The organism is Actibacterium sp. EMB200-NS6, from assembly GCF_001305615.1.
In the GTDB taxonomy this organism is placed as follows: domain Bacteria; phylum Pseudomonadota; class Alphaproteobacteria; order Rhodobacterales; family Rhodobacteraceae; genus Actibacterium_A; species Actibacterium_A naphthalenivorans.
In genome coordinates, this window is sequence record NZ_CP010869.1 from 2,335,418 (window position 1) to 2,352,642 (window position 17,225).

Annotated in this window: 19 protein-coding genes; 5 read left to right on the forward strand and 14 right to left on the reverse strand. The window is 64.5% G+C overall.

The window, feature by feature from the left end:
- Positions 1-23 precede the first annotated feature (23 nt).
- The 3 genes from TQ29_RS11335 to TQ29_RS11345 all read right to left on the reverse strand — a co-directional run bounded on the left by TQ29_RS11335 (position 24) and on the right by TQ29_RS11345 (position 2,755).
- Positions 24-992, reverse strand: coding sequence for a magnesium transporter CorA family protein (locus TQ29_RS11335; RefSeq protein ID WP_054539243.1), 969 nt, complete (start codon positions 990-992; stop codon positions 24-26).
- A 28-nt stretch (positions 993-1,020) separates the two neighbouring features.
- A complete protein-coding gene (gene phnK, locus TQ29_RS11340; RefSeq protein ID WP_054539244.1) occupies positions 1,021-1,791 on the reverse strand; it encodes a phosphonate C-P lyase system protein PhnK in 771 nt (256 codons plus the stop codon).
- Positions 1,792-1,876: 85 nt separating this feature from the next.
- Positions 1,877-2,755, reverse strand: coding sequence for an alpha-D-ribose 1-methylphosphonate 5-phosphate C-P-lyase PhnJ (locus TQ29_RS11345; RefSeq protein WP_054539245.1), 879 nt, complete (start codon positions 2,753-2,755; stop codon positions 1,877-1,879).
- A gap of 56 nt (positions 2,756-2,811) precedes the next feature.
- Here TQ29_RS11345 and TQ29_RS20685 point away from each other — a divergent pair, with 56 nt between their 5' ends.
- Positions 2,812-2,955 carry a hypothetical protein gene (locus TQ29_RS20685; RefSeq protein ID WP_157445573.1) on the forward strand — a complete coding sequence of 48 codons (144 nt, stop codon included), beginning with the start codon at positions 2,812-2,814 and terminating at the stop codon, positions 2,953-2,955.
- Between the two features lie 5 nt (positions 2,956-2,960).
- On the opposite strand, the gene TQ29_RS11350 is transcribed toward TQ29_RS20685, so the two are convergent.
- From TQ29_RS11350 to phnG, 3 genes are read right to left on the reverse strand one after another with little or no spacing between them, the layout of a single operon-like run.
- Complete coding sequence (locus TQ29_RS11350) at positions 2,961-4,049, reverse strand: carbon-phosphorus lyase complex subunit PhnI (RefSeq protein WP_054539246.1); 1,089 nt, start codon at positions 4,047-4,049, stop codon at positions 2,961-2,963.
- Positions 4,049-4,648: a phosphonate C-P lyase system protein PhnH gene (gene phnH, locus TQ29_RS11355; RefSeq protein WP_054539247.1), complete on the reverse strand. Its 600-nt coding sequence runs from the start codon at positions 4,646-4,648 to the stop codon at positions 4,049-4,051. The genes TQ29_RS11350 and phnH overlap by 1 nt, the downstream gene beginning before the upstream one ends.
- Positions 4,649-4,651: 3 nt before the next feature.
- Positions 4,652-5,098, reverse strand: a complete 447-nt coding sequence (phnG, locus tag TQ29_RS11360; RefSeq protein WP_054539248.1) for a phosphonate C-P lyase system protein PhnG — start codon at positions 5,096-5,098, stop codon at positions 4,652-4,654.
- Between the two features lie 105 nt (positions 5,099-5,203).
- On the opposite strand from phnG, the gene phnF reads away from it, so the two are divergent.
- The 3 genes from phnF (at position 5,204) to TQ29_RS11375 (ending at position 8,499) form a co-directional block, all read left to right on the forward strand.
- On the forward strand, positions 5,204-5,914 hold the full coding sequence (gene phnF, locus TQ29_RS11365; protein WP_037208631.1) for a phosphonate metabolism transcriptional regulator PhnF: 711 nt from the start codon (positions 5,204-5,206) through the stop codon (positions 5,912-5,914).
- Between the two features lie 81 nt (positions 5,915-5,995).
- Positions 5,996-7,177 (forward strand): alpha-D-ribose 1-methylphosphonate 5-triphosphate diphosphatase, encoded by a 1,182-nt coding sequence (locus TQ29_RS11370; protein WP_037208629.1) that lies wholly within the window; start codon positions 5,996-5,998, stop codon positions 7,175-7,177.
- 92 nt (positions 7,178-7,269) lie between these two features.
- Positions 7,270-8,499: a glycerophosphodiester phosphodiesterase family protein gene (locus TQ29_RS11375; RefSeq protein ID WP_054539249.1), complete on the forward strand. Its 1,230-nt coding sequence runs from the start codon at positions 7,270-7,272 to the stop codon at positions 8,497-8,499.
- A gap of 235 nt (positions 8,500-8,734) precedes the next feature.
- On the opposite strand, the gene TQ29_RS11380 is transcribed toward TQ29_RS11375, so the two are convergent.
- From TQ29_RS11380 to phnC, 5 genes are all read right to left on the reverse strand, one after another.
- Positions 8,735-9,352: a chloramphenicol acetyltransferase gene (locus TQ29_RS11380; RefSeq protein ID WP_054539250.1), complete on the reverse strand. Its 618-nt coding sequence runs from the start codon at positions 9,350-9,352 to the stop codon at positions 8,735-8,737.
- Between the two features lie 69 nt (positions 9,353-9,421).
- Complete coding sequence (phnE, locus tag TQ29_RS11385) at positions 9,422-10,753, reverse strand: phosphonate ABC transporter, permease protein PhnE (RefSeq protein WP_054539251.1); 1,332 nt, start codon at positions 10,751-10,753, stop codon at positions 9,422-9,424.
- Positions 10,750-11,622: a phosphonate ABC transporter, permease protein PhnE gene (gene phnE, locus TQ29_RS11390; protein WP_054539252.1), complete on the reverse strand. Its 873-nt coding sequence runs from the start codon at positions 11,620-11,622 to the stop codon at positions 10,750-10,752. Before phnE (TQ29_RS11390) ends, phnE (TQ29_RS11385) begins: the two co-directional genes overlap by 4 nt.
- Positions 11,623-11,693: 71 nt before the next feature.
- Positions 11,694-12,596, reverse strand: coding sequence for a phosphonate ABC transporter substrate-binding protein (gene phnD, locus TQ29_RS11395; RefSeq protein WP_054539253.1), 903 nt, complete (start codon positions 12,594-12,596; stop codon positions 11,694-11,696).
- Positions 12,597-12,649: 53 nt separating this feature from the next.
- On the reverse strand, positions 12,650-13,474 hold the full coding sequence (gene phnC, locus TQ29_RS11400; protein ID WP_369817398.1) for a phosphonate ABC transporter ATP-binding protein: 825 nt from the start codon (positions 13,472-13,474) through the stop codon (positions 12,650-12,652).
- 201 nt (positions 13,475-13,675) lie between these two features.
- Between phnC and TQ29_RS11405 the strand changes: the two genes are divergently transcribed.
- Positions 13,676-14,170, forward strand: a complete 495-nt coding sequence (locus TQ29_RS11405) for a flavin reductase family protein (protein ID WP_255353429.1) — start codon at positions 13,676-13,678, stop codon at positions 14,168-14,170.
- Positions 14,171-14,179: 9 nt separating this feature from the next.
- Here the strand turns inward: TQ29_RS11405 and TQ29_RS11410 are convergent, their stop codons facing one another.
- The 3 genes from TQ29_RS11410 to soxC form a co-directional block, all read right to left on the reverse strand.
- Positions 14,180-14,773, reverse strand: coding sequence for a thioredoxin family protein (locus TQ29_RS11410; RefSeq protein ID WP_157445574.1), 594 nt, complete (start codon positions 14,771-14,773; stop codon positions 14,180-14,182).
- Between the two features lie 110 nt (positions 14,774-14,883).
- Positions 14,884-15,933, reverse strand: coding sequence for a c-type cytochrome (locus TQ29_RS11415; protein ID WP_054539255.1), 1,050 nt, complete (start codon positions 15,931-15,933; stop codon positions 14,884-14,886).
- Positions 15,917-17,182: a sulfite dehydrogenase gene (gene soxC / locus TQ29_RS11420; RefSeq protein ID WP_054539256.1), complete on the reverse strand. Its 1,266-nt coding sequence runs from the start codon at positions 17,180-17,182 to the stop codon at positions 15,917-15,919. The genes TQ29_RS11415 and soxC overlap by 17 nt, the downstream gene beginning before the upstream one ends.
- Positions 17,183-17,225 lie beyond the last annotated feature (43 nt).

The window sequence follows — 17,225 nt, forward strand, 5'->3', positions numbered from 1 at the left end:
TCTCCGGGCTTGCGCGGGCGGGGCTAGAGCCAGCCGCGGCGCTTGAAATAGAAATAGGGCATCACCGCCGAAACGGCCATGGCCACAAGGGCGAGCGGGTAACCGAAATCCCAGCCAAGCTCGGGCATTCGGCCAAAGTTCATTCCGTAGATCGAGGCGATCAGAGTCGGCGGCATGAACACCACCGCCACCACCGAGAAGATCTTGATGGTCGCGTTCTGCTCGATGTTGATCATGCCCAGCGTCGCCTCGAGCATCAGGCTGGCCTTTTGCGACAGGAACCCCGAATGTTCGTTCAGCGACCGGATATCGCGCGCGCCGATGTCCAGCGCCATGACGATGGCGGCGGGGCTGTCACGCCGCGCGAGGGTCGGCCCCAGATAGGCCAGTGCCCGCTCCAGCGTCAGCAGCGACAAGCGGATATCGCCCACCAGATCGCCCTTGCGCCCGATCGCCGCCAGCGTGCTTTGCAGCGCGCCGGGCCCGCCCGTGCCGGTGGCATCGCCGTCGAACACCCGGCGCGAGAGCTGTTCCAGCTCGCCGCTGATCAGCTCCAGAATATCGGCGATACGGTCGATGATCTCTTCGAACAGGCCCAGAAGCACCGCATCGCTGCCGGCGCAGCCGAAGGTGGTCTTGCCGGCATGGGCCGGGAAGGTATCGAACGGCCGGGGCGCGTGATGGCGCAGGGTGACGATCCGCCCGGGCATCACCACAAAGGTAACGGGCGCGACGGTGGCGTGATCCGTCTCGATCGCGCCGGGCACCATCACTGTCAGGTAATCGGCGCCATGATCGTGGTAGAGCCGGCTGGAAAGCTCGATCTCTTCCATATCCGCGCGCGACGGCAGGGGCACACCGACCTGCTGTGCGACAAGCGCGATCTCCTGCGCGTCGGGCAAGGCGAGGTCGACCCAGATCGCCGCGTCCGGCACCGCGGGGCCCTCAAGCTGGGCAAGCTGTCCGTTCTCATGGGCAAAGGCGCGGATCATGGCATACTCCTGTTGTTCGGCGGTCCGCTCAGACCTGCAGCACCGAACTTACCAGAAGTTGGGTATAGGCGTGCTGCGGATCGTCAAGCACCTGATCGGTCAGGCCGGTTTCCACCACATGGCCCGATTTCATCACCATCAGACGATCCGCCAGAAGCCGCACCACGGCAAGATCATGGGTGACGATGATCGCCGAAAGCCCCATTTGCCGCACCAGCCCGCGCAGCAGATCCAGCAGCCGCGCCTGCACGCTGACATCCAGCCCGCCGGTGGGTTCATCCATGAACACCAGCCGCGGCCCGGTCACCAGGTTGCGCGCGATCTGCAGCCGCTGCTGCATGCCCCCCGAAAACGCCGACGGCCTGTCATCGATACGGTCGCCCGCGATTTCCACCCGGCCCAGCCAGTCCAGCGCGCTCTCGCGGATATTGCCGTAATGCCGCGCGCCCACGGCCATCAACCGCTCGCCGACATTGCCGCCCGCGCTGACACCCATGCGCAGCCCGTCACGCGGGTTCTGATGCACGAAGGCCCAATCGGTGCGCGACAGCATCCGCCGCTCGGGCTCGTTCATCTTCACGGTGTCTTTCAGCCCCTCGGTGCGGGTATCGAACAAGACCTCGCCACTGTCGGGCGTCAGGTGCCCGGCCATGCAGTTCAGCAGCGTCGATTTGCCCGAGCCGCTTTCGCCGACGATCCCCATCACCTCGCCCGGATAGAGATCGAACGACACATCGGCGCAGCCGATCCGCGCGCCATAGGTTTTCGTGATGTTCTGTACTTTCAGAAGCGGTGTCATCGCAGATCTCCGATCCCGGCTGATGAAAATTTTTCCCGAAAAATTTTCGGCTGAAAAATCTTCGGGAAGATTTTTCCGATTCCGCTCATGCCGCGTCCTCCCCGACAGGCACGCCCATGGCGCCCACGTGGCCGGCGGCGCGGCGGCTGGCGCAGTAATCGGTGTCGGAGCAGACGAACATCCGCCCGCCCTCGTCATCCATGATCACCTCGTCCAGATAGGTATCTTCCGCGCCGCAAAGCCCGCAGGGATGATCGGCCTTCGACGCTTCGAACGGGTAATCCTCGAAATCCAGGCTGACGACGCGGGTATAGGGCGGCACGGCATAGATCCGCTGCTCGCGCCCGGCGCCGAACAGCTGAATCCCCGCCATTTCCAGCTTCGGATTGTCGAATTTCGGGATCGGTGACGGATCCATCACATAGCGCTCCTCGACCTTCACCGGATAGGCATAGGAGGTGGCGATGGAGCCGTGCCGCGCGATATCCTCGTAGAGCTTCACATGCATCAGCCCGTATTCCTGCAACGCATGCATCTTGCGAGTCTCAGTCTCGCGCGGCTCGAGATAGCGCAGCGGTTCGGGGATCGGCACCTGATAGACGAGGATCTGATCCTCGCCCAACGCCTGCTCGGGGATGCGGTGGCGGGTCTGGATCACGGTGGCCTCGGCGGTATGCTCGGTGACGTTCACCCCGGCCGTGTGCTGAAAGAACTTGCGGATCGATACCGCGTTGGTGGTGTCGTCGGCGCCCTGATCGATCACCTTGAACGTGTCGTCGGGGGTCAGGCAGGCCGCCGAAACCTGCACACCGCCCGTGCCCCAGCCATAGGGCATCGGCATTTCGCGGCTGGCAAAGGGCACCTGATAGCCCGGAACCGCCAGCGCCTTCAGCAAGGCGCGGCGGATCATCCGCTTTGTCTGCTCATCGAGATAGGCAAAATTATATTGACCGCTTTCCGTCATTTTTAGGCCCTTTTTTCCTGCGATTCAGATCGCGTAGCAGGAACGGAGTTCACGACATGGCATGGCTGTCCACCATCACCTTTGATCAACTGGCAATCAGCTTTCTGACCCTTGCCACGATCCGCGGCGCGATGGTTCAGCTCCTGCCCGATGACATCGCCGGCCCCGGTGGCTGGCTGGTGGATACCGGGGCGGAATAGGCGGCTCATTCCGCCGCGTCCCGTTTGGCCGACGCGGCCACTTCGGCCCGCAGCTTGCGCACCAGTTCCAGTTCCGACTGAAAATCCACGTAATGGGGCAGCTTGATATGCTCCAGAAACCCCGTGGCCTGAATATTGTCGGAATGGCTCAGCACGAATTCCTCGTTCTGGGCGGGCGCGCCGATATTGTCCTCGCCCAGTTCCTGCCACCGCAACGCCCGGTCGACCAGCGCCATGGAAATGGCCTTGCGCTCGGCATGGCCGAAGGTCAGCCCGTAGCCCCGGGTGAACTGCGGCGGCTCGGTCTTTGAGCCCGTGAACTGGTTGACCGTCTCGCATTCGGTCATCTGCACCTCGCCGATCTCGATGGCAAAGCCCAGCTCGGGGATCTCCATCTCCACCGCCACGCGGCCCACCCGAAGCTCGCCCACGAACGGGTGGTTGCGGCCATAGCCGCGCTGTGTGGAATAGGCCATCGACAGAACGAACCCCTCGTCCCCGCGCGTCAGCGACTGCAGGCGCAGGGCGCGGCTGGCGGGAAATTCCAGCGGCGCGCGGGTCAGGTCGGGCGGCGTTTCGTCGCCGGGCTCTTCGGTCTGGATCAACCCGTCACGATTCAGAAAGCTGGTGATATGTGGCACGTCCGCATTTCCGGGCGTGGCCTGCGGTGCCTCGGGCGCCTCGCCATCGGCGGCCAGTTTGAAATCCAGCAGCCGGTGGGTGTAATCGAAGGTCGGCCCCAGAACCTGCCCCCCCGGCGCATCCTTGAAGGTGGCCGAGATGCGGCGGTCACAGGCCATCGCGCCGGTATCCACCGGGTTGGAATTGCCGATACGCGGCAGCGTCGTGCGATAGGCGCGGATCAGGAAGATCGCCTCGATCAGATCGCCGCGCGCCTGTTTGATCGCCAGCGCCGCGAGATCGGGATCGTAGAGCGAACCTTCGGCCATCACCCGGTTGACCGCCAGCGCCAGCTGCTCGCGGATCTGCGCGACCGAAAGCTCGGCCACGGATGTGTCGCCGCGCCGCTCTTCGGCAAGCCAGGCATGGGCGTTGTCGATGGCGCGTTCGCCCCCCTTGACGGCAACATACATCAGACGGCCCCCATTTCGCTGTTTTCCGCGGTTGCGGTCACCTTCGTGGTACGCGGCAGCGCGGCCAGCTCATCGCCGGCGGTGAAATAGAAATCGAGCCCCAGCGGGAAGAGCGCCGCATTGTTCTGAAACGCGGTGACCTTGGGCAGGCGCAGCGTTTCCGACACCTCGATCCCCGGCCCTGTCAGGGTGGCGCCCGCATCCTTGCAGAGCACTCCCACTTCCACGATCAGCGTGGCCGAGCGATCGGGGTATTCCGGCTCGCCGATCCGGTAGGCCTTCAGCGGCTGCAGCGCCGACCAGCCGCCCACCGCGAATACCGCCTCCTGCGGGCCGCAGAGCGGCGCGCCGGTGTGAAAGGTCAGCCAGTCGCGCAGCTCGGGCAGATCATGCGACGGGGCCAGATAGACCGGCGTTTCCGCATCCGCCAGCGTCAGCAACAGCGTGCCGGCCGCCTTCGACAGGGGCGCGGGCGGCGTGGCGCCGGTGATCGTGTAGATCCGGCCGGGCCGGGCCATCGCGTTCAGCGCCGCGCGGAACGCATGGGCCGCGTCGATCGGGGCGTTTTCGAAACCGCCGGTCAGGGCATTGCCTTGCATCGCTCAATCCTCTCCGCGGACCATTGTGAAGAAATCAACCTTGGTGGCGGCGGCCTTGGCGGCGCGGGTCGCGGCCACGGCCTCCATCTCCGCCGCCAAAGGCTCCAGCACCCCCACGCGCACGCTGTCGGCGTCACCTGTCTGCATCAGCGCGTCCAGCAGCGCCGCCTGCTCGGCCTTGGCCTTGTCGCGCCCCTGCACATAGGCATGGCCGATGGCCCCGCCCTGCTCCAGCCGCAGCGCGCAGCGGGTCACCGTCATCTCGCCCATGTTGAAGGGCGCGCCGGTGCCGCCCATGCGGCCGCGCACCATCACGCCGCCGATCTCGGGCGTGCGCAGCCAGGTAAAGGCGGGCGCCATCCCCAGCGCCGCCCAGTACCGCCCGACCGCCTCTGCCGGGGCCTTCGCCAAAAGGCCCATCCAGCCTTGCCGTGTGTCGATTTTTTTCATGTTAGACAGCTTGCCGATTTGTCTATATTTCTATACAACTAGACAAGTTATTACGCACGACGATCGAGTCGCGCAAGCAAAGTCATATGAATATTTGGTGACAGAATGGCCCGCACCCCGATCTGGAAATCCATCGCCGCGTCGCTGACCACGGAAATCGGCGAAGGCCACTATCGCCCCGGTGACAAGCTGCCTTCCGAGGCGGAGCTGGCCCAGCGGTTCGGCGTCAACCGGCACACGGTGCGCCGGGCACTGGCCGACATGGGCGAGCGCGGGATGATACACGCCCGCCGCGGCGCCGGCGTGTTCGTGGCGGCCAAGCCCACAGATTACCCGATCGGCCGGCGGGTGCGGTTCCACCAGAACCTGAAGGCGGCCGGGCAAACCCCTGAAAAACAGATCCTTCGCCTGGAAACGCGCCTGGCCGACAGCCGCGAGGCAGAGGCGCTGAACCTGCCGGAAAACAGCGAGGTGCATGTGTACGAAGGCATCTCGCTTGCCGATGGCGCGCCCTTGGCCCTGTCGCGCAGCGTGTTTCCCGCCGCCCGCTTTCCCGGCCTGCTGTCGGCGCTGGAAGAAACCCATTCGGTCACGGCGGCGCTGGCCCGCGAAGGGCTGGCCGATTACACCCGCGCCTCGACCCGGCTGACCGCCAAACTGGCCACGGCCACACAGGCCCTGCACCTGCGGATTTCCGAGGGCGCGCCGATTCTCCGCACCATAAACGTGAACGTGGATGAGCATGATCAACCAGTGGAATATGGCCACACCTGGTTCGCCGGCGACCGGATCAGCCTGACGATCACCCCCGAATAGTCGGAATACCGCTGTTTCCTGTCACATCCGCGATACAGATTCGGGTTATCCACAGGCAAAACCCAATTGACGAGCAGACTTATGCCGCAGGTTCTTCATCCCTTGCGCTTTACCGGCGCAACCATCCTTCGTGACGGCGAGTTGCAGCAGCGCTCGCTCGCGATCGCGGATGGTCGGATCACGAAAGGCCCCCTGCCCGAGGTGGATCTTTCGGGATACCTGATCCTGCCCGGCATCATCGACCTGCATGGCGACGCGTTCGAGCGCCACATCGCGCCGCGCCCCTCGGCCCCGTTCGACTTGCCGACCGGGCTGGCCAGTACCGACCGTGACGCCGCCGCCAATGGCGTGACAACCGCGTGGCTGGCGCAAAGCTGGTCCTGGGAAGGCGGCCATCGCGGCCCCGAGCGCGCCGAAGAGATCATGGCCGCGCTGAGCGCCTATCGCAACCACGCCCTGACCGATCTGCGCCTTCAGGTGCGCTGCGAAACCCATCTGGTCGACAGCGGCCCGCGCCTGCTGGCGGCGATCCGGCGGCACGGCATCGACTATGTGGTGTTCAACAACCATCTGGAAGAAGCGGTCGATCATGCCCGCGAACGGCCCGAGGTGATCTATCACTGGGCCCGTCAGGCCGGGCGCACCCCGGATGAGCACATGACCCTGGTCAACGGCGCGCTGGCCCGCGCCCGCGAAGTGCCGCGCCATCTGTGCAGCCTGGCCGAAGCCTTTGACGAGATGGGCGTGCTTTATGGCTCGCATGACGATCCGGACGGTGAAACCCGCGAGCGTTATTCGATGATCGGCGCCCGCATCGCCGAATTCCCGACCTCGCGCAAGGCTGCGGCGGCGGCCAAGGCGATGAACGACCCGGTGTTGATGGGCGCGCCCAACGTGATGCGCGGCGGATCGCAATCGGGGAATATCGCGGCGATGGACCTGATCCATCAGGGCCTGTGCGATGCGCTGGTATCCGATTACTACTACCCCGCGCTGGCCGGCGCCGCGTGGCGGCTGGTCGATGAAGGGGTGATGGGGCTGCCCGCCGCCTGGGCGATGATCTCGCAGAAACCGGCGGAAATCCTGCGGCTGCCCGATCGCGGGCGGCTCGATTTCGGCAAGCGCGCCGATCTGTGCGTGATCAACCGACAGACCCGCCGGATCGAGATGACAATCGCCGGCGGCAGGCTCAGCTTTCTGTCGGGCGAGGCCGCGCACCGCTTTTCCGGGCGCATCACCGCGCTGAACATGGCAGCGGAATAAAAGCTTCAGACGGGCGTTACATGCGGGTCAACAACTCGTCATGTAATTTCGTCAATGGTTCCGGGTCTTCATCAACCACCCGAGGGAACATCATGCTTTCCAAAAGCTCCAGTCTGATCGCCATTCTCGCCGCTTTCGGCGCCACTGCCGCCGGCGCCGCCGAGGTCGAGGTCGGCCCCCGCCCCTATTACCTGATCGACCGCATGGAAGACGGCGCGCTGAAGGACAAGCTTGCCGCCTGCGCCGATGCGCCGGTCAAGCGCACCCTGTTTTCCATCGGCCACCGCGGCGCCGCGATGATGTTCCCCGAACATACAAAGGAAAGCTATCGCGCCGCCGCGCGGATGGGCGCCGGCATCGTCGAATGCGACGTGACCTTCACCGCCGACAAGGAGCTGGTCTGCCGCCACGCGCAGAACGACCTGCACACCACCACCAACATCCTGGCCACGGATCTGGCCGAGAAATGCACCACCCCCTTTACCCCCGCCGCGGGCGACGACAGCGCCACGGTGGAATGCCGCGCCTCCGACCTGACGCTGGCCGAGTTCCAGAGCCTGAGCGGCAAGATGGATGCGGGCAACAAGGCCGCGACCACGGCCGAGGAATACATGAACGCCACCGCCCCCTGGCGCACCGATCTTTACGCGGTTCAGGGTGGCACCGTCATGACCCACGCCGAATCGATCGCGCTGTTCAAGGATCTGGGCGTGAAGTTCACCCCCGAGCTGAAATCCGCCTCGGTCGAGATGCCCTATGACGGCTTCACACAGGCCGACTATGCCCAGAAGATGATCGACGAATACAAGGCCGCCGGCGTTCCGGCCTCTGACGTCTGGGCCCAGAGCTTCAACCTGCAGGACATCCTGTACTGGATCGAGCACGAGCCCCAGTTCGGCGCGCAGGCGGTTTATCTGGATGACCGTTATGAAGCCGTGGAAGGTGACGGCGGCCTGCTCGACCCGCAGAAGCCCGAAACCTTTCAGCCCTCGATGCAGGACCTGGCGGATATGGGCGTGAAATACATCGCGCCGCCGATGTGGATGCTCGTGACCCTGGAAGACGGCAAGATGGTGCCCTCGCCCTATGCCACGCAGGCCAAGGCGGCCGGCCTGAAGATCATCACCTGGACACTGGAACGCTCTGGCCCGCTGGGCACCGGCGGCGGCTGGTACTTCCAGTCGGTGGCCGATACCGTCGACAATGATGCGGATTACTTCGAAATTCTCGACGTGCTGGCGCAGGACGTGGGTGTCGAGGGCGTGTTCAGCGACTGGCCGGCGACCGTCAGCTATTATGCAAGCTGCATGGGCCTGAACTGATCCCCGCCACCGGCGCGGATTTTCGGCGGGCGGCCCCGGGGCCGCCCGTTTTCGTTTGGCGCGGGCCCTGCGCCGCGACAGAAAACCTTCGCCGGAGTTTCAAGCGGGCGTTACATCGCGGGCGCAGTTTTGGGGTGTAAATGAATATGCCGCTGCGGGCGGCAGCGCGGATTTCATCACAAATCCTTTTCATCAGTGCCGGGGGTGGTCGATGACCGCCCCCTTTTTCCGCGCCTCAGCCGCCATATCTCTCGAGGAACGCCTCTATCGCGAGGCTGCGGAAATCATGCAGCGCGGCGCGCAGCCGGTCATGCGACCAATCCCACCAGGCCAGCGCCATCAGCCGGTCCGCGACCGGGCCGGGAAATCGTTCGCGCAGCGGCGTGGCCGGGAGGCCGGCGACGATCATGTAAGGCGCGACATCCTTTGTCACCACCGCCCCGGCGGCGACAACGGCGCCATGGCCGATGGTTACCTCGGGGCGGATGATCGCGCCATGCCCGATCCAGGTGTCATGGCCGATCTCCGCGCGGCGCGAACGCCGGTGATCGAAGAACGCGGCATCGGCTTCGGCATCGTCCCAGTAGTCGGCGGATCGGTAGAGGAAATGATGCAGCGAGGCGCGGTGCATCGGGTGGTCGGTCGGGCCGATGCGGGTGAAGCTGGCGATATTGGCGAATTTGCCGATCGTCGTATTGGCGATGTCGGCGTAGCGGTCGCAATAGGAGTAATCGCCGAACTCCGAGCGGGCCACGCGCGAGCCGCGGCCGATTTCGACGAATTTTCCGAAGGTGCTGTCGACCACGTCGCAATCGGGGTGAAGATAGGGCGTATGTTCATTCAGGCGGGGCATGGCGTGGCTTTCGTGGCGCCGGAGACTTTCTTGCCTCCGGCGGGGATATTTCCGGAAAGATGAGGCGGATCAGTGGCCGCTTTCATCGCCGCGGATCAGGCGGCGGCGCAGCAGCCCGGACAGCCAATCCATCATCATCACCATGAGGATGACAAGCACGATGTAATAGGTGACCTCTTCCCAGTCTTTCTGGGTGATGATCGCCTGTGTCAGCAGCAGGCCGATGCCGCCGCCGGTGATCGCACCGATGATGGTCGCGCTGCGGGTGTTGGATTCCAGATAGTAGAGCACCTGGCTGAGCAGCACCGGGGTGATTTGCGGGATCACCCCGAAGCGGTAGCGTTGCAGCGGTTTGGCCCCGGTGGATTGCACGCCCTCGATCTGTTTGCCGTCGACGTTTTCCAGCGCCTCGGAGAACATCTTGCCGAAGCTGCCGGTATCGGTGACCAGGATCGCCAGCGCCCCCGTCATCGGGCCGGGGCCGAAGGCACGGGAGAGGATGATCGTCCAGATCAGCCCGTCGACCCCGCGCACGAAGTCGAACAGCCGGCGGATGCCGAAACGCACGGTCAGCACCGGGGTGAAGTTCTTTGCCGCCATGAAGGCCATCGGCAGCGCAACCATCGCCGCCCCCATCGTGCCGAGGAAGGCCATCAGGATGGTTTCGAACAGGGCCCAGGCGACATCGCCGTGACGCCACATGGCATTGTTCCAGAAATCATCGACGATCGCGGAGAGGTTGGAACGGGCGGGCTCTACCCGGTCGGACGACAGGGCGAGCCCGGCCAGATCGAGTGGCGAGCGGCCGTGGAACGGGCTGTCGAGGGTGAAGAAGAAGAGCTCCCAACCCGGGAAGTAGCGGAAGACCTCGGTCCGGTTGCGGGTGACGCTGACGCGCCCTGCCCCGGTGGTGATGGCAAGGCGGTTCTTCGACAGGTTGATCCAGTCGGGCACCGCGGCGGGATCGAGGTTGGTTTCCACCCCGCCGGTGGTCGGGCGGGCGGTGATCAGCCCGAAGTCGGGGATGGTGTAGTCCATGCCGCCGTCGGCGTGGAAGTTCACCAGATGCCCGTCGCCCAGATCGATCAGGGTTGTGCCGTCGTTCACCGTCACCCAGGCGGGCGTCTGCCCTTCGGGGTAGTTGCCCTTGCGCTCGCCCTCGATCGACACCGTGACCGCGCCGGACCGGTTGTCGCGCGTCACGTGGGTTTTGTAGCTGTAGCTGTCGGCGACCAGAGTGCGGGCATTGTCCATCCGGGCGCGTTCGGCCAGGCCGGGGATATCGAAGGCGAAGAAGATATAGGCCAGATAGGCCAGCACCACCGCCGGCAGGCCGAAATTCGTCAGGCGCTTGCGGGTGAATATCTGGTCGGCCTCGGCCTTGAGCGCGATGGTGTTCATGCAGGACCTCCGCTTGTCAGCCGGTTGCGGAAGTGGCTGGAGAGCTGATCGAAGAAAACGATCGACAGGAACAGCAGGATGAAGATCGCCGCGGCCTCGTCGAACTTGCCCTGGCCCCAGCTCATCGCGTTCTTCAGCTCATAGCCGATGCCGCCGGCGCCGACGAAGCCTAGGATTGCGGAGGCGCGGATGTTGATCTCGAACCGCAGCAGCGCATAGCTGAGGTAGTTGGGCGCGACCTGCGGGATCACCCCGAGCCACATGCGCTGTGCCCAGCTGGCGCCGACCGATTGCAGCCCCTCGACGGGCTTGAGATCGGCGTTTTCATTGACCTCGGAGAAAAGCTTGCCCAGGGCGCCGGCGGTATGAAACGCGATGGCGATCATGGCGGGCACAGGGCCGCCGCCGAGGATGAAGATCAGTACCAGCGCGATCACGATCTCGGGGATGGCGCGCATGATATCCATGATCCGGCGAAACAGCGGGATCAGGCGCGGGAACCGCGCCAGGCCGCGGGTCGACAGAAGCGACAGGACCATGCCGACGGCCGCGCCCAGCAGGCTGGAGACCGCGGCGATGTTGATGGTTTCGACCAGCGCCGGGAAGAAGGTCACGAGATGGCCGGGCAGAAGGTCGATCTTGGACCAGGCCTCGGATACCACTTCGGACGGGAAATCGAAGATGTTCAGGATGCCGTCCCAGAACCCGCCGGCGTTGCGTTCGTCGGCCAGTATGAAGCCCGACACCATCAACAGCGTGAAAATCGAAAGCATCAGGCCGCCATACATCCGTTTGCGGCGGATCATCGCCATGTATTGCGCGCGCGTGTCCATCACGCCGGGGCCGGTCGATGCCGAAAGCTCTGCCATTTCATGCTGCCTTTGAATGCGAAGGACGGGCCCCGCGCAAGTGGCGGGGCCCGTCCGGTTCTAAGCGGTGCTTAGTTGGATTTGGCCTTGCGGGCCTCGATGATCGACAGATAGGCCTCGTGGGTGATCGGGTCGAAGCCCAGCGATTCACCGGCGGAGATGTTGTAGGTGCACTCTTTGTCGGCGTCATACATGCCGTCGACCAGGGCGACCATCTTGGCCTTCACATCTTCGGGCAGCGCCTTGCGCAGCACGATCGGGCCTTCCGGGATCGGCTTGGAGCGCCAGATTTCGACCAGATCGTTCATGTCGATCAGGCCGGCGTCAACCGCCTTGCGCAGCGCGCCCGAGTTGAAGCCGTCTTCCCAGTTGCCCTGGCCGTCGGCCCAGGTCACGCCGGCGTTCACGTCGCCGTTGTTCACGGCAACGATGGTCTGCTCATGGCCACCGGTGAATTTCACTTCGCCGAAATAGTCGCCGGATTCCATCGAGGCGCTGGTTTCCATCGGGATCTCGATCGACGGGATCAGGTAGCCGGAGGTGGAGTTCGGATCACCGAAGCCGAAGCTCTTGCCCTTCATGTCGGCCAGAGAGGTGATGCCGCTGTCCTTGCGGGCGAAACCGATCGAGTGATAGCCGTAGGAGCCATCCAGGTTGATCTTGACCAGAACCGGCTCGACCGCTTCGGGATCGTTCAGATAGGTCGCGGCGTAGCCCGACGCGCCCAGCCAGGCCATGTCGATGGTGCCGCCCAGCAGGCCCTGGATCACGCCGTTATAGTCGGCCGGGGCGAAGAGCTTGACCGGAACGCCGAGGGTTTCCTCGGTGTAGTTCTTCAGGCACTCGTGGCTGTTCAGACGGTCCTGGGCGTTTTCGCCGCCAAGAATTCCGATGCGGAATTCCGTGATGTCTTCGGCCAGGGCCGGGGCGGCCAGGGCAGTGGTTGCCACGAGGGCGGCCAGCAGTTTTTTCATCTTTTCTCTCCAGGTTGAACTTGCCCGGCGAGGAGCGCCGGACGGATGAAAACTCAGATAACTTCTTTGGCCTCCATCATCGCGCGGGCGTCTTCGTTCAGCGCGTCGATGGAGGTGGAGGTCGCGGCCTCGGAGAACGAGGCATCGGCGCCGTAGATGTCGCGCGCCACGCCTGTGGTCAGCTGTTCGGGCGTGCCGTCGAACACGATGCGCCCGTCGCGCATGCCGATCACGCGGTCACAATAGCGCCGGGCGGTATCAAGCGTGTGAAGATTGGCGATGACCATGCGGCCGTCTTCTTCGTGAATGCGGCGCAGCGCGTCCATCACCACCTGGGCATTCATCGGATCGAGGCTGGCGATCGGTTCGTCGGCCAGGATGATCTTGGGGTCCTGCATCAGCGCGCGGGCGATCGCCACCCGCTGCTGCTGGCCGCCCGAAAGCGCCTCGGCCCGCTTGGGGGCCTGTTCGGCGATGCCGAGCCGATCCAGAATGTCGATGGCGCGGTGAATGTCGGATTGCGGGAACAGGTTGAACATGGTGGCCAGGGTCGAGCGGCGGTTCAACGTGCCATGCAGCACGTTGGACACCACATCCATGCGCGGCACCAGGTTGAACTGCTGAAAGATCATCGCACATTCGGATTGCCAAGCGCGCTTCTGCGCGCCCTGCAGCGGAAGGATGTTCCGCCCATCGAACTTGATCGCACCCGATGTGGCGTCGGTCAGGCGGTTCATCATCCGCAGAAAAGTGGATTTCCCGGCGCCCGAGCGCCCGATGATGCCGATCATCGCGGATTTTTCGACGGCGAAACTTGCGTTTTCCACCGCGTTGTTTCGCCCGAATGTCTTCGTGACGCTCTCGACGCTCAGCAGCATGTGATCCCCATAACCAGTCCTGCGCCGGATACAGACCGGGTGCGAAATGAATGTTTCAGATTTTTGAAGCTTTTGTAACGCAGCCCGCGCGCGCGCCGGGGGCCGGGTTGCCCGGCCCGGTAATCATGGTATGTGCAGGCACGGCACGCCGTCGGGCGGTCGCACGAAAGCCACGCCATGCCGGCAAAAGGAGAGCCACGCGTGAAAAGCGTTACACCGCAGCCGGGGGCCGAACGCGCCTATCGCGATGCCCTGGGCCGTTTCGCCACCGGCGTCACCATCATCACCACAGCCGGCCCGCGGGGGCCGCTGGCCATCACCGCCAACAGCTTTTCATCGGTGTCGCTGGACCCGCCGCTTGTTCTGTGGGCGCCGGCCAAGGCCTCCAGCCGGTTCGAACCCTTCCGCGACGCGCAGCGCTTTGCCATCCATGTTCTGGCGGAAAACCAGCTTTCGCTGGCCCGGCATTTCGCGCGCAACGGGCAGGATTTCACCCCGGTCGACTGGCACGAGGATGCGCAGGGTTGCCCGCGCCTTGCCGATTTCGCGGCGCGGTTCACCTGCACCCGCCACGCGGTGCATGATGCCGGCGATCACGTGCTGGTTCTGGGCCTGGTCAAAGAGGCCATTGTCAGCGCGCTGCCGCCGCTGATCTTCGTCGACGGATGCTACGGGCGCTTCGCCCCGGCGCCCTGAGCGGCCCGGTCACCAGACATCCGGTTCGATGCCCTGCGCGCGCAGGGCCTCGAACCTGTCTTGCAGATAGCGCTGAAAGGGCTGTTTGAGGTATTCCCCCCGCGCCACATATTCCAGAGACGACAGGTAGTGGAACGGTTTCAGATAGCCTGGCAGCCGAAACGCCTCGGCCTGCGCGGCGCGCGTGGCACCCGCATTCGCGGCCGGGAAGAGCAGCGTGGTCGGGGTGAAATTCACCCCCCACTTCGCGGCCAGGCGCCGCTCTTCCAGCTCTTCCCCATCGAAATCCAGCACCGCCCGCGCGCCCCACAGATCAAGCTGCACAACGTCGAAATGCGCGGTGATGTACTCCACGATCGCGGCCCGTTCGAAATTGACGAGATGCAGCTCCCGGCAATAGGGGCAGCCCGCCTGTTCGACCAGAACCATCAGGCCGCGCCCCTGCGCCGCCGCCGTTTCCAGATCGTCGCCAAGCTCCAGGAAACTGTCGAGAAACCAGTCCTGCTTGTGCAACCCGTCATCGCCCAACCGGGCCGCCGCGACCGACAGGCGCGGCGCGGCAAGCGCGGCAACGGCCCCAAGCATCACGCGCCGTGACAGCATGATCTCCTCCCTTTTCAGAAGGTAGTCTAGCACATTCGGGGCGGGTTGGCCAAAACGCAGGCGGGCGGCCCCGAAGGACCGCCCGCAATTTTACGTGAGGCAAGGCGCGTCTAGTCGAACGACCGCAGATAGGCGATCACGGCGGCGCGGTCTTCCTCTTTCTTCAGCCCGGCGAAGGACATCTTGTTCTTGGGAAGATAGGCCTTCGGGTTTTCCAGATAGGCGCTCAGGGTTTCGTGGTCCCAGACCAGCCCGTCATCGGCGGCGGCGGCCATCACCTTGGAGTATTTGAACCCGTCAACCATACCCGCCGTGCGGCCGAAGACGCCGTTCAGCACCGGGCCGGTCCGGTTCTTCGCCCCCTCGCCCACCTGATGGCAGGCCTTGCACTTCTTGAAGACCTTCTCGCCCTTGGCAACCATCTCGGGGTCAAGCGCGGCGGTTTCAGCGGCAGGCGGCTCTTCGGCGGCGGGGGCCGCTTCAGCCACCTCGGCCTCGGCCGGCGTTTCGGCGGCGGCCTCTTCGCCAATGTCCGGGGTCACGTCCAGAACCGCGGCGCGCATGGTGACTTCCACCGTGTCCTTGCAATTCTCCATGCAGGGCTCGGCGGTGAACAGCGGCAGTTCCGTCTCTTCCCGGTCATCCACGATGAAACCGTCCGCGTTGGGCATCTCCACCTCGAGGAAGTTTTCCTTCGACAGAACGAAATCATCCTCCACCAGATCGTTGGAATAGAGGATATAGGCCACGATCGCATAAACCTCGTCCGCGCTCAGGGTCTGGGCGTCGCCGAAAGGCATCGAGCGATGCACATAGTCCCATGTGGTGGAAAGGTAGGGCCAGTAGGAGCCGACCGTCTTCAGCGGGTCGGCGTGATCGAGCGTATTCGCCCCGCCCGCCAGTTTCGGCCAGTTGCCCACGCCTTCGGCAAAGTCGCCATGGCAGACGGCGCAACTGTCGGCGAAGATCATCTCGCCATCCTCGACCGAGCCCGACCCGTCGGGCAGGCCCAGCCCGTCGGGGCGCACGTCCTTGTCCCAGGCGGCGACCTCTTCGGGCAAGGCCGGGCGGCCGAGGCCAAGCTTTTCGGCCAGCGCCGGCGCGGCCATGAGCGCCGAGGCCAGCGCCGTGCCGATCACCAGATTACGATACTTCGACATTCTCTGCCTCCCCGCTCGGCTTGACCCACCAGGTCTGAATGCAATTGTTGTGATAGATCGAGTTCAGCCCGCGCACCTCGCGCAGCTGGGTCTTTGTCGGCTGCACATAGCCGGTGCTGTCGATCGCGCGGCTTTGCAGGAACATCTCGGAGCCGTCCCAATCGTGATCCAGGTAGAACCGGGTCAGCGCCATGTCCTGGCCCGGCGCGGCCAACCGCGCCTCTTTCCAGTTCTTGCCGCCATCGACCGACACATCGACACGGGCGATCGCGCCGCGGCCCGACCAGGCCAGCCCGGTGATGACCAGCGGCCCCTTGCCATGGGTGATCGGCATCTGCGGGCTGGGGCTGGTGACGACGGATTTGGCATCCATCACCCAGGTCCACTTGCGGCTCGTACCATCTTCCAGCGTGTCGGTGTATTTGCTGGTCTCTTCGCGGCTTTCCCAGGGCTTGTCGCCCACTTCGATGCGGCGCAGCCATTTCACCCACATGTTGCCTTCCCAGCCGGGCACACACAGACGCACCGGATAGCCATGCTCCATGCGCAGCGCCTCGCCATTGGCCTTGAAGGCGACAAGGCAATCGTCCATCGCCTTTTCCAGCGGGATCGAGCGGGCGTTCGATGACGCATCGGCGCCTTCGACCATCACCCACTTGCCCTCGGGCTTCACGCCCGCCTCTTCCAGAAGCGTGCGCAGGGTGACGCCGGTATATTCCATGTTGTGGATCATGCCATGCGTGAACTGCGAGCCGTTGAGCTGCGCACCCGCCCATTCCATGCCGGTGTTCGCCGCGCATTCAAGGAAATAGGTGCGCGTGACGCGCGGAAAACGCTCCAGATCGGCGTAGGTGAACACCAGCGGCGTATCGACCAGCCCGTTGATCATCAGCCGGTAGTCTTCCTTGCGCAGCTCGATCGCGCCCGAATGGTGGCGTTCGAACGCGCAGCCCTGGGGGGTGATCGTGCCATCCAGCGCATGAATCGGCGTGAAGTTGATCGAGCTGATCGTGTCGGCGGTCAGCCATTCCACGTTGCGGCGCACCACGTCGCCCTCATACTTGATCGGCAGGCCATAGGGCGTGGCGTCGACGCCTTCGCCAAGGCCCTGCGCCCAGGGCTGGATCTCGGTGATCAGCGGATCGCCCGCCGCATGGGCCGCGCCACCGGCGGCCACCGCACCACCCGCGGCAAGCCCGGCTTTCAGAAAGCCGCGCCGGGTGGTCGTGGGGTCTGACTTGTCCGTCATATCTGCAACCTCCTCTGAAGATGCGTGGGTTATATTCGGTTTG

Coding starts and splice junctions, on each gene's coding strand:
- phnD (WP_054539253.1), bottom strand. CDS start 12,596: ATGAAAAAACTGCTGGCCGCCCTCGTGGCAACCACTGCCCTGGCCGCC.
- phnH (WP_054539247.1), bottom strand. CDS start 4,648: ATGCAAGGCAATGCCCTGACCGGCGGTTTCGAAAACGCCCCGATCGAC.
- TQ29_RS11380 (WP_054539250.1), bottom strand. CDS start 9,352: ATGCCCCGCCTGAATGAACATACGCCCTATCTTCACCCCGATTGCGAC.
- soxC (WP_054539256.1), bottom strand. CDS start 17,182: ATGACGGACAAGTCAGACCCCACGACCACCCGGCGCGGCTTTCTGAAA.
- TQ29_RS11335 (WP_054539243.1), bottom strand. CDS start 992: ATGATCCGCGCCTTTGCCCATGAGAACGGACAGCTTGCCCAGCTTGAG.
- TQ29_RS11415 (WP_054539255.1), bottom strand. CDS start 15,933: ATGTCGAAGTATCGTAATCTGGTGATCGGCACGGCGCTGGCCTCGGCG.
- TQ29_RS11345 (WP_054539245.1), bottom strand. CDS start 2,755: ATGACGGAAAGCGGTCAATATAATTTTGCCTATCTCGATGAGCAGACA.
- phnC (WP_369817398.1), bottom strand. CDS start 13,474: ATGCTGCTGAGCGTCGAGAGCGTCACGAAGACATTCGGGCGAAACAAC.
- TQ29_RS11375 (WP_054539249.1), top strand. CDS start 7,270: ATGCTTTCCAAAAGCTCCAGTCTGATCGCCATTCTCGCCGCTTTCGGC.
- TQ29_RS11350 (WP_054539246.1), bottom strand. CDS start 4,049: ATGTATGTTGCCGTCAAGGGGGGCGAACGCGCCATCGACAACGCCCAT.
- phnE (WP_054539252.1), bottom strand. CDS start 11,622: ATGGCAGAGCTTTCGGCATCGACCGGCCCCGGCGTGATGGACACGCGC.
- phnG (WP_054539248.1), bottom strand. CDS start 5,098: ATGAAAAAAATCGACACACGGCAAGGCTGGATGGGCCTTTTGGCGAAG.
- phnK (WP_054539244.1), bottom strand. CDS start 1,791: ATGACACCGCTTCTGAAAGTACAGAACATCACGAAAACCTATGGCGCG.
- phnF (WP_037208631.1), top strand. CDS start 5,204: ATGGCCCGCACCCCGATCTGGAAATCCATCGCCGCGTCGCTGACCACG.
- TQ29_RS11410 (WP_157445574.1), bottom strand. CDS start 14,773: ATGCTGTCACGGCGCGTGATGCTTGGGGCCGTTGCCGCGCTTGCCGCG.
- TQ29_RS20685 (WP_157445573.1), top strand. CDS start 2,812: ATGGCATGGCTGTCCACCATCACCTTTGATCAACTGGCAATCAGCTTT.
- phnE (WP_054539251.1), bottom strand. CDS start 10,753: ATGAACACCATCGCGCTCAAGGCCGAGGCCGACCAGATATTCACCCGC.
- TQ29_RS11370 (WP_037208629.1), top strand. CDS start 5,996: ATGCCGCAGGTTCTTCATCCCTTGCGCTTTACCGGCGCAACCATCCTT.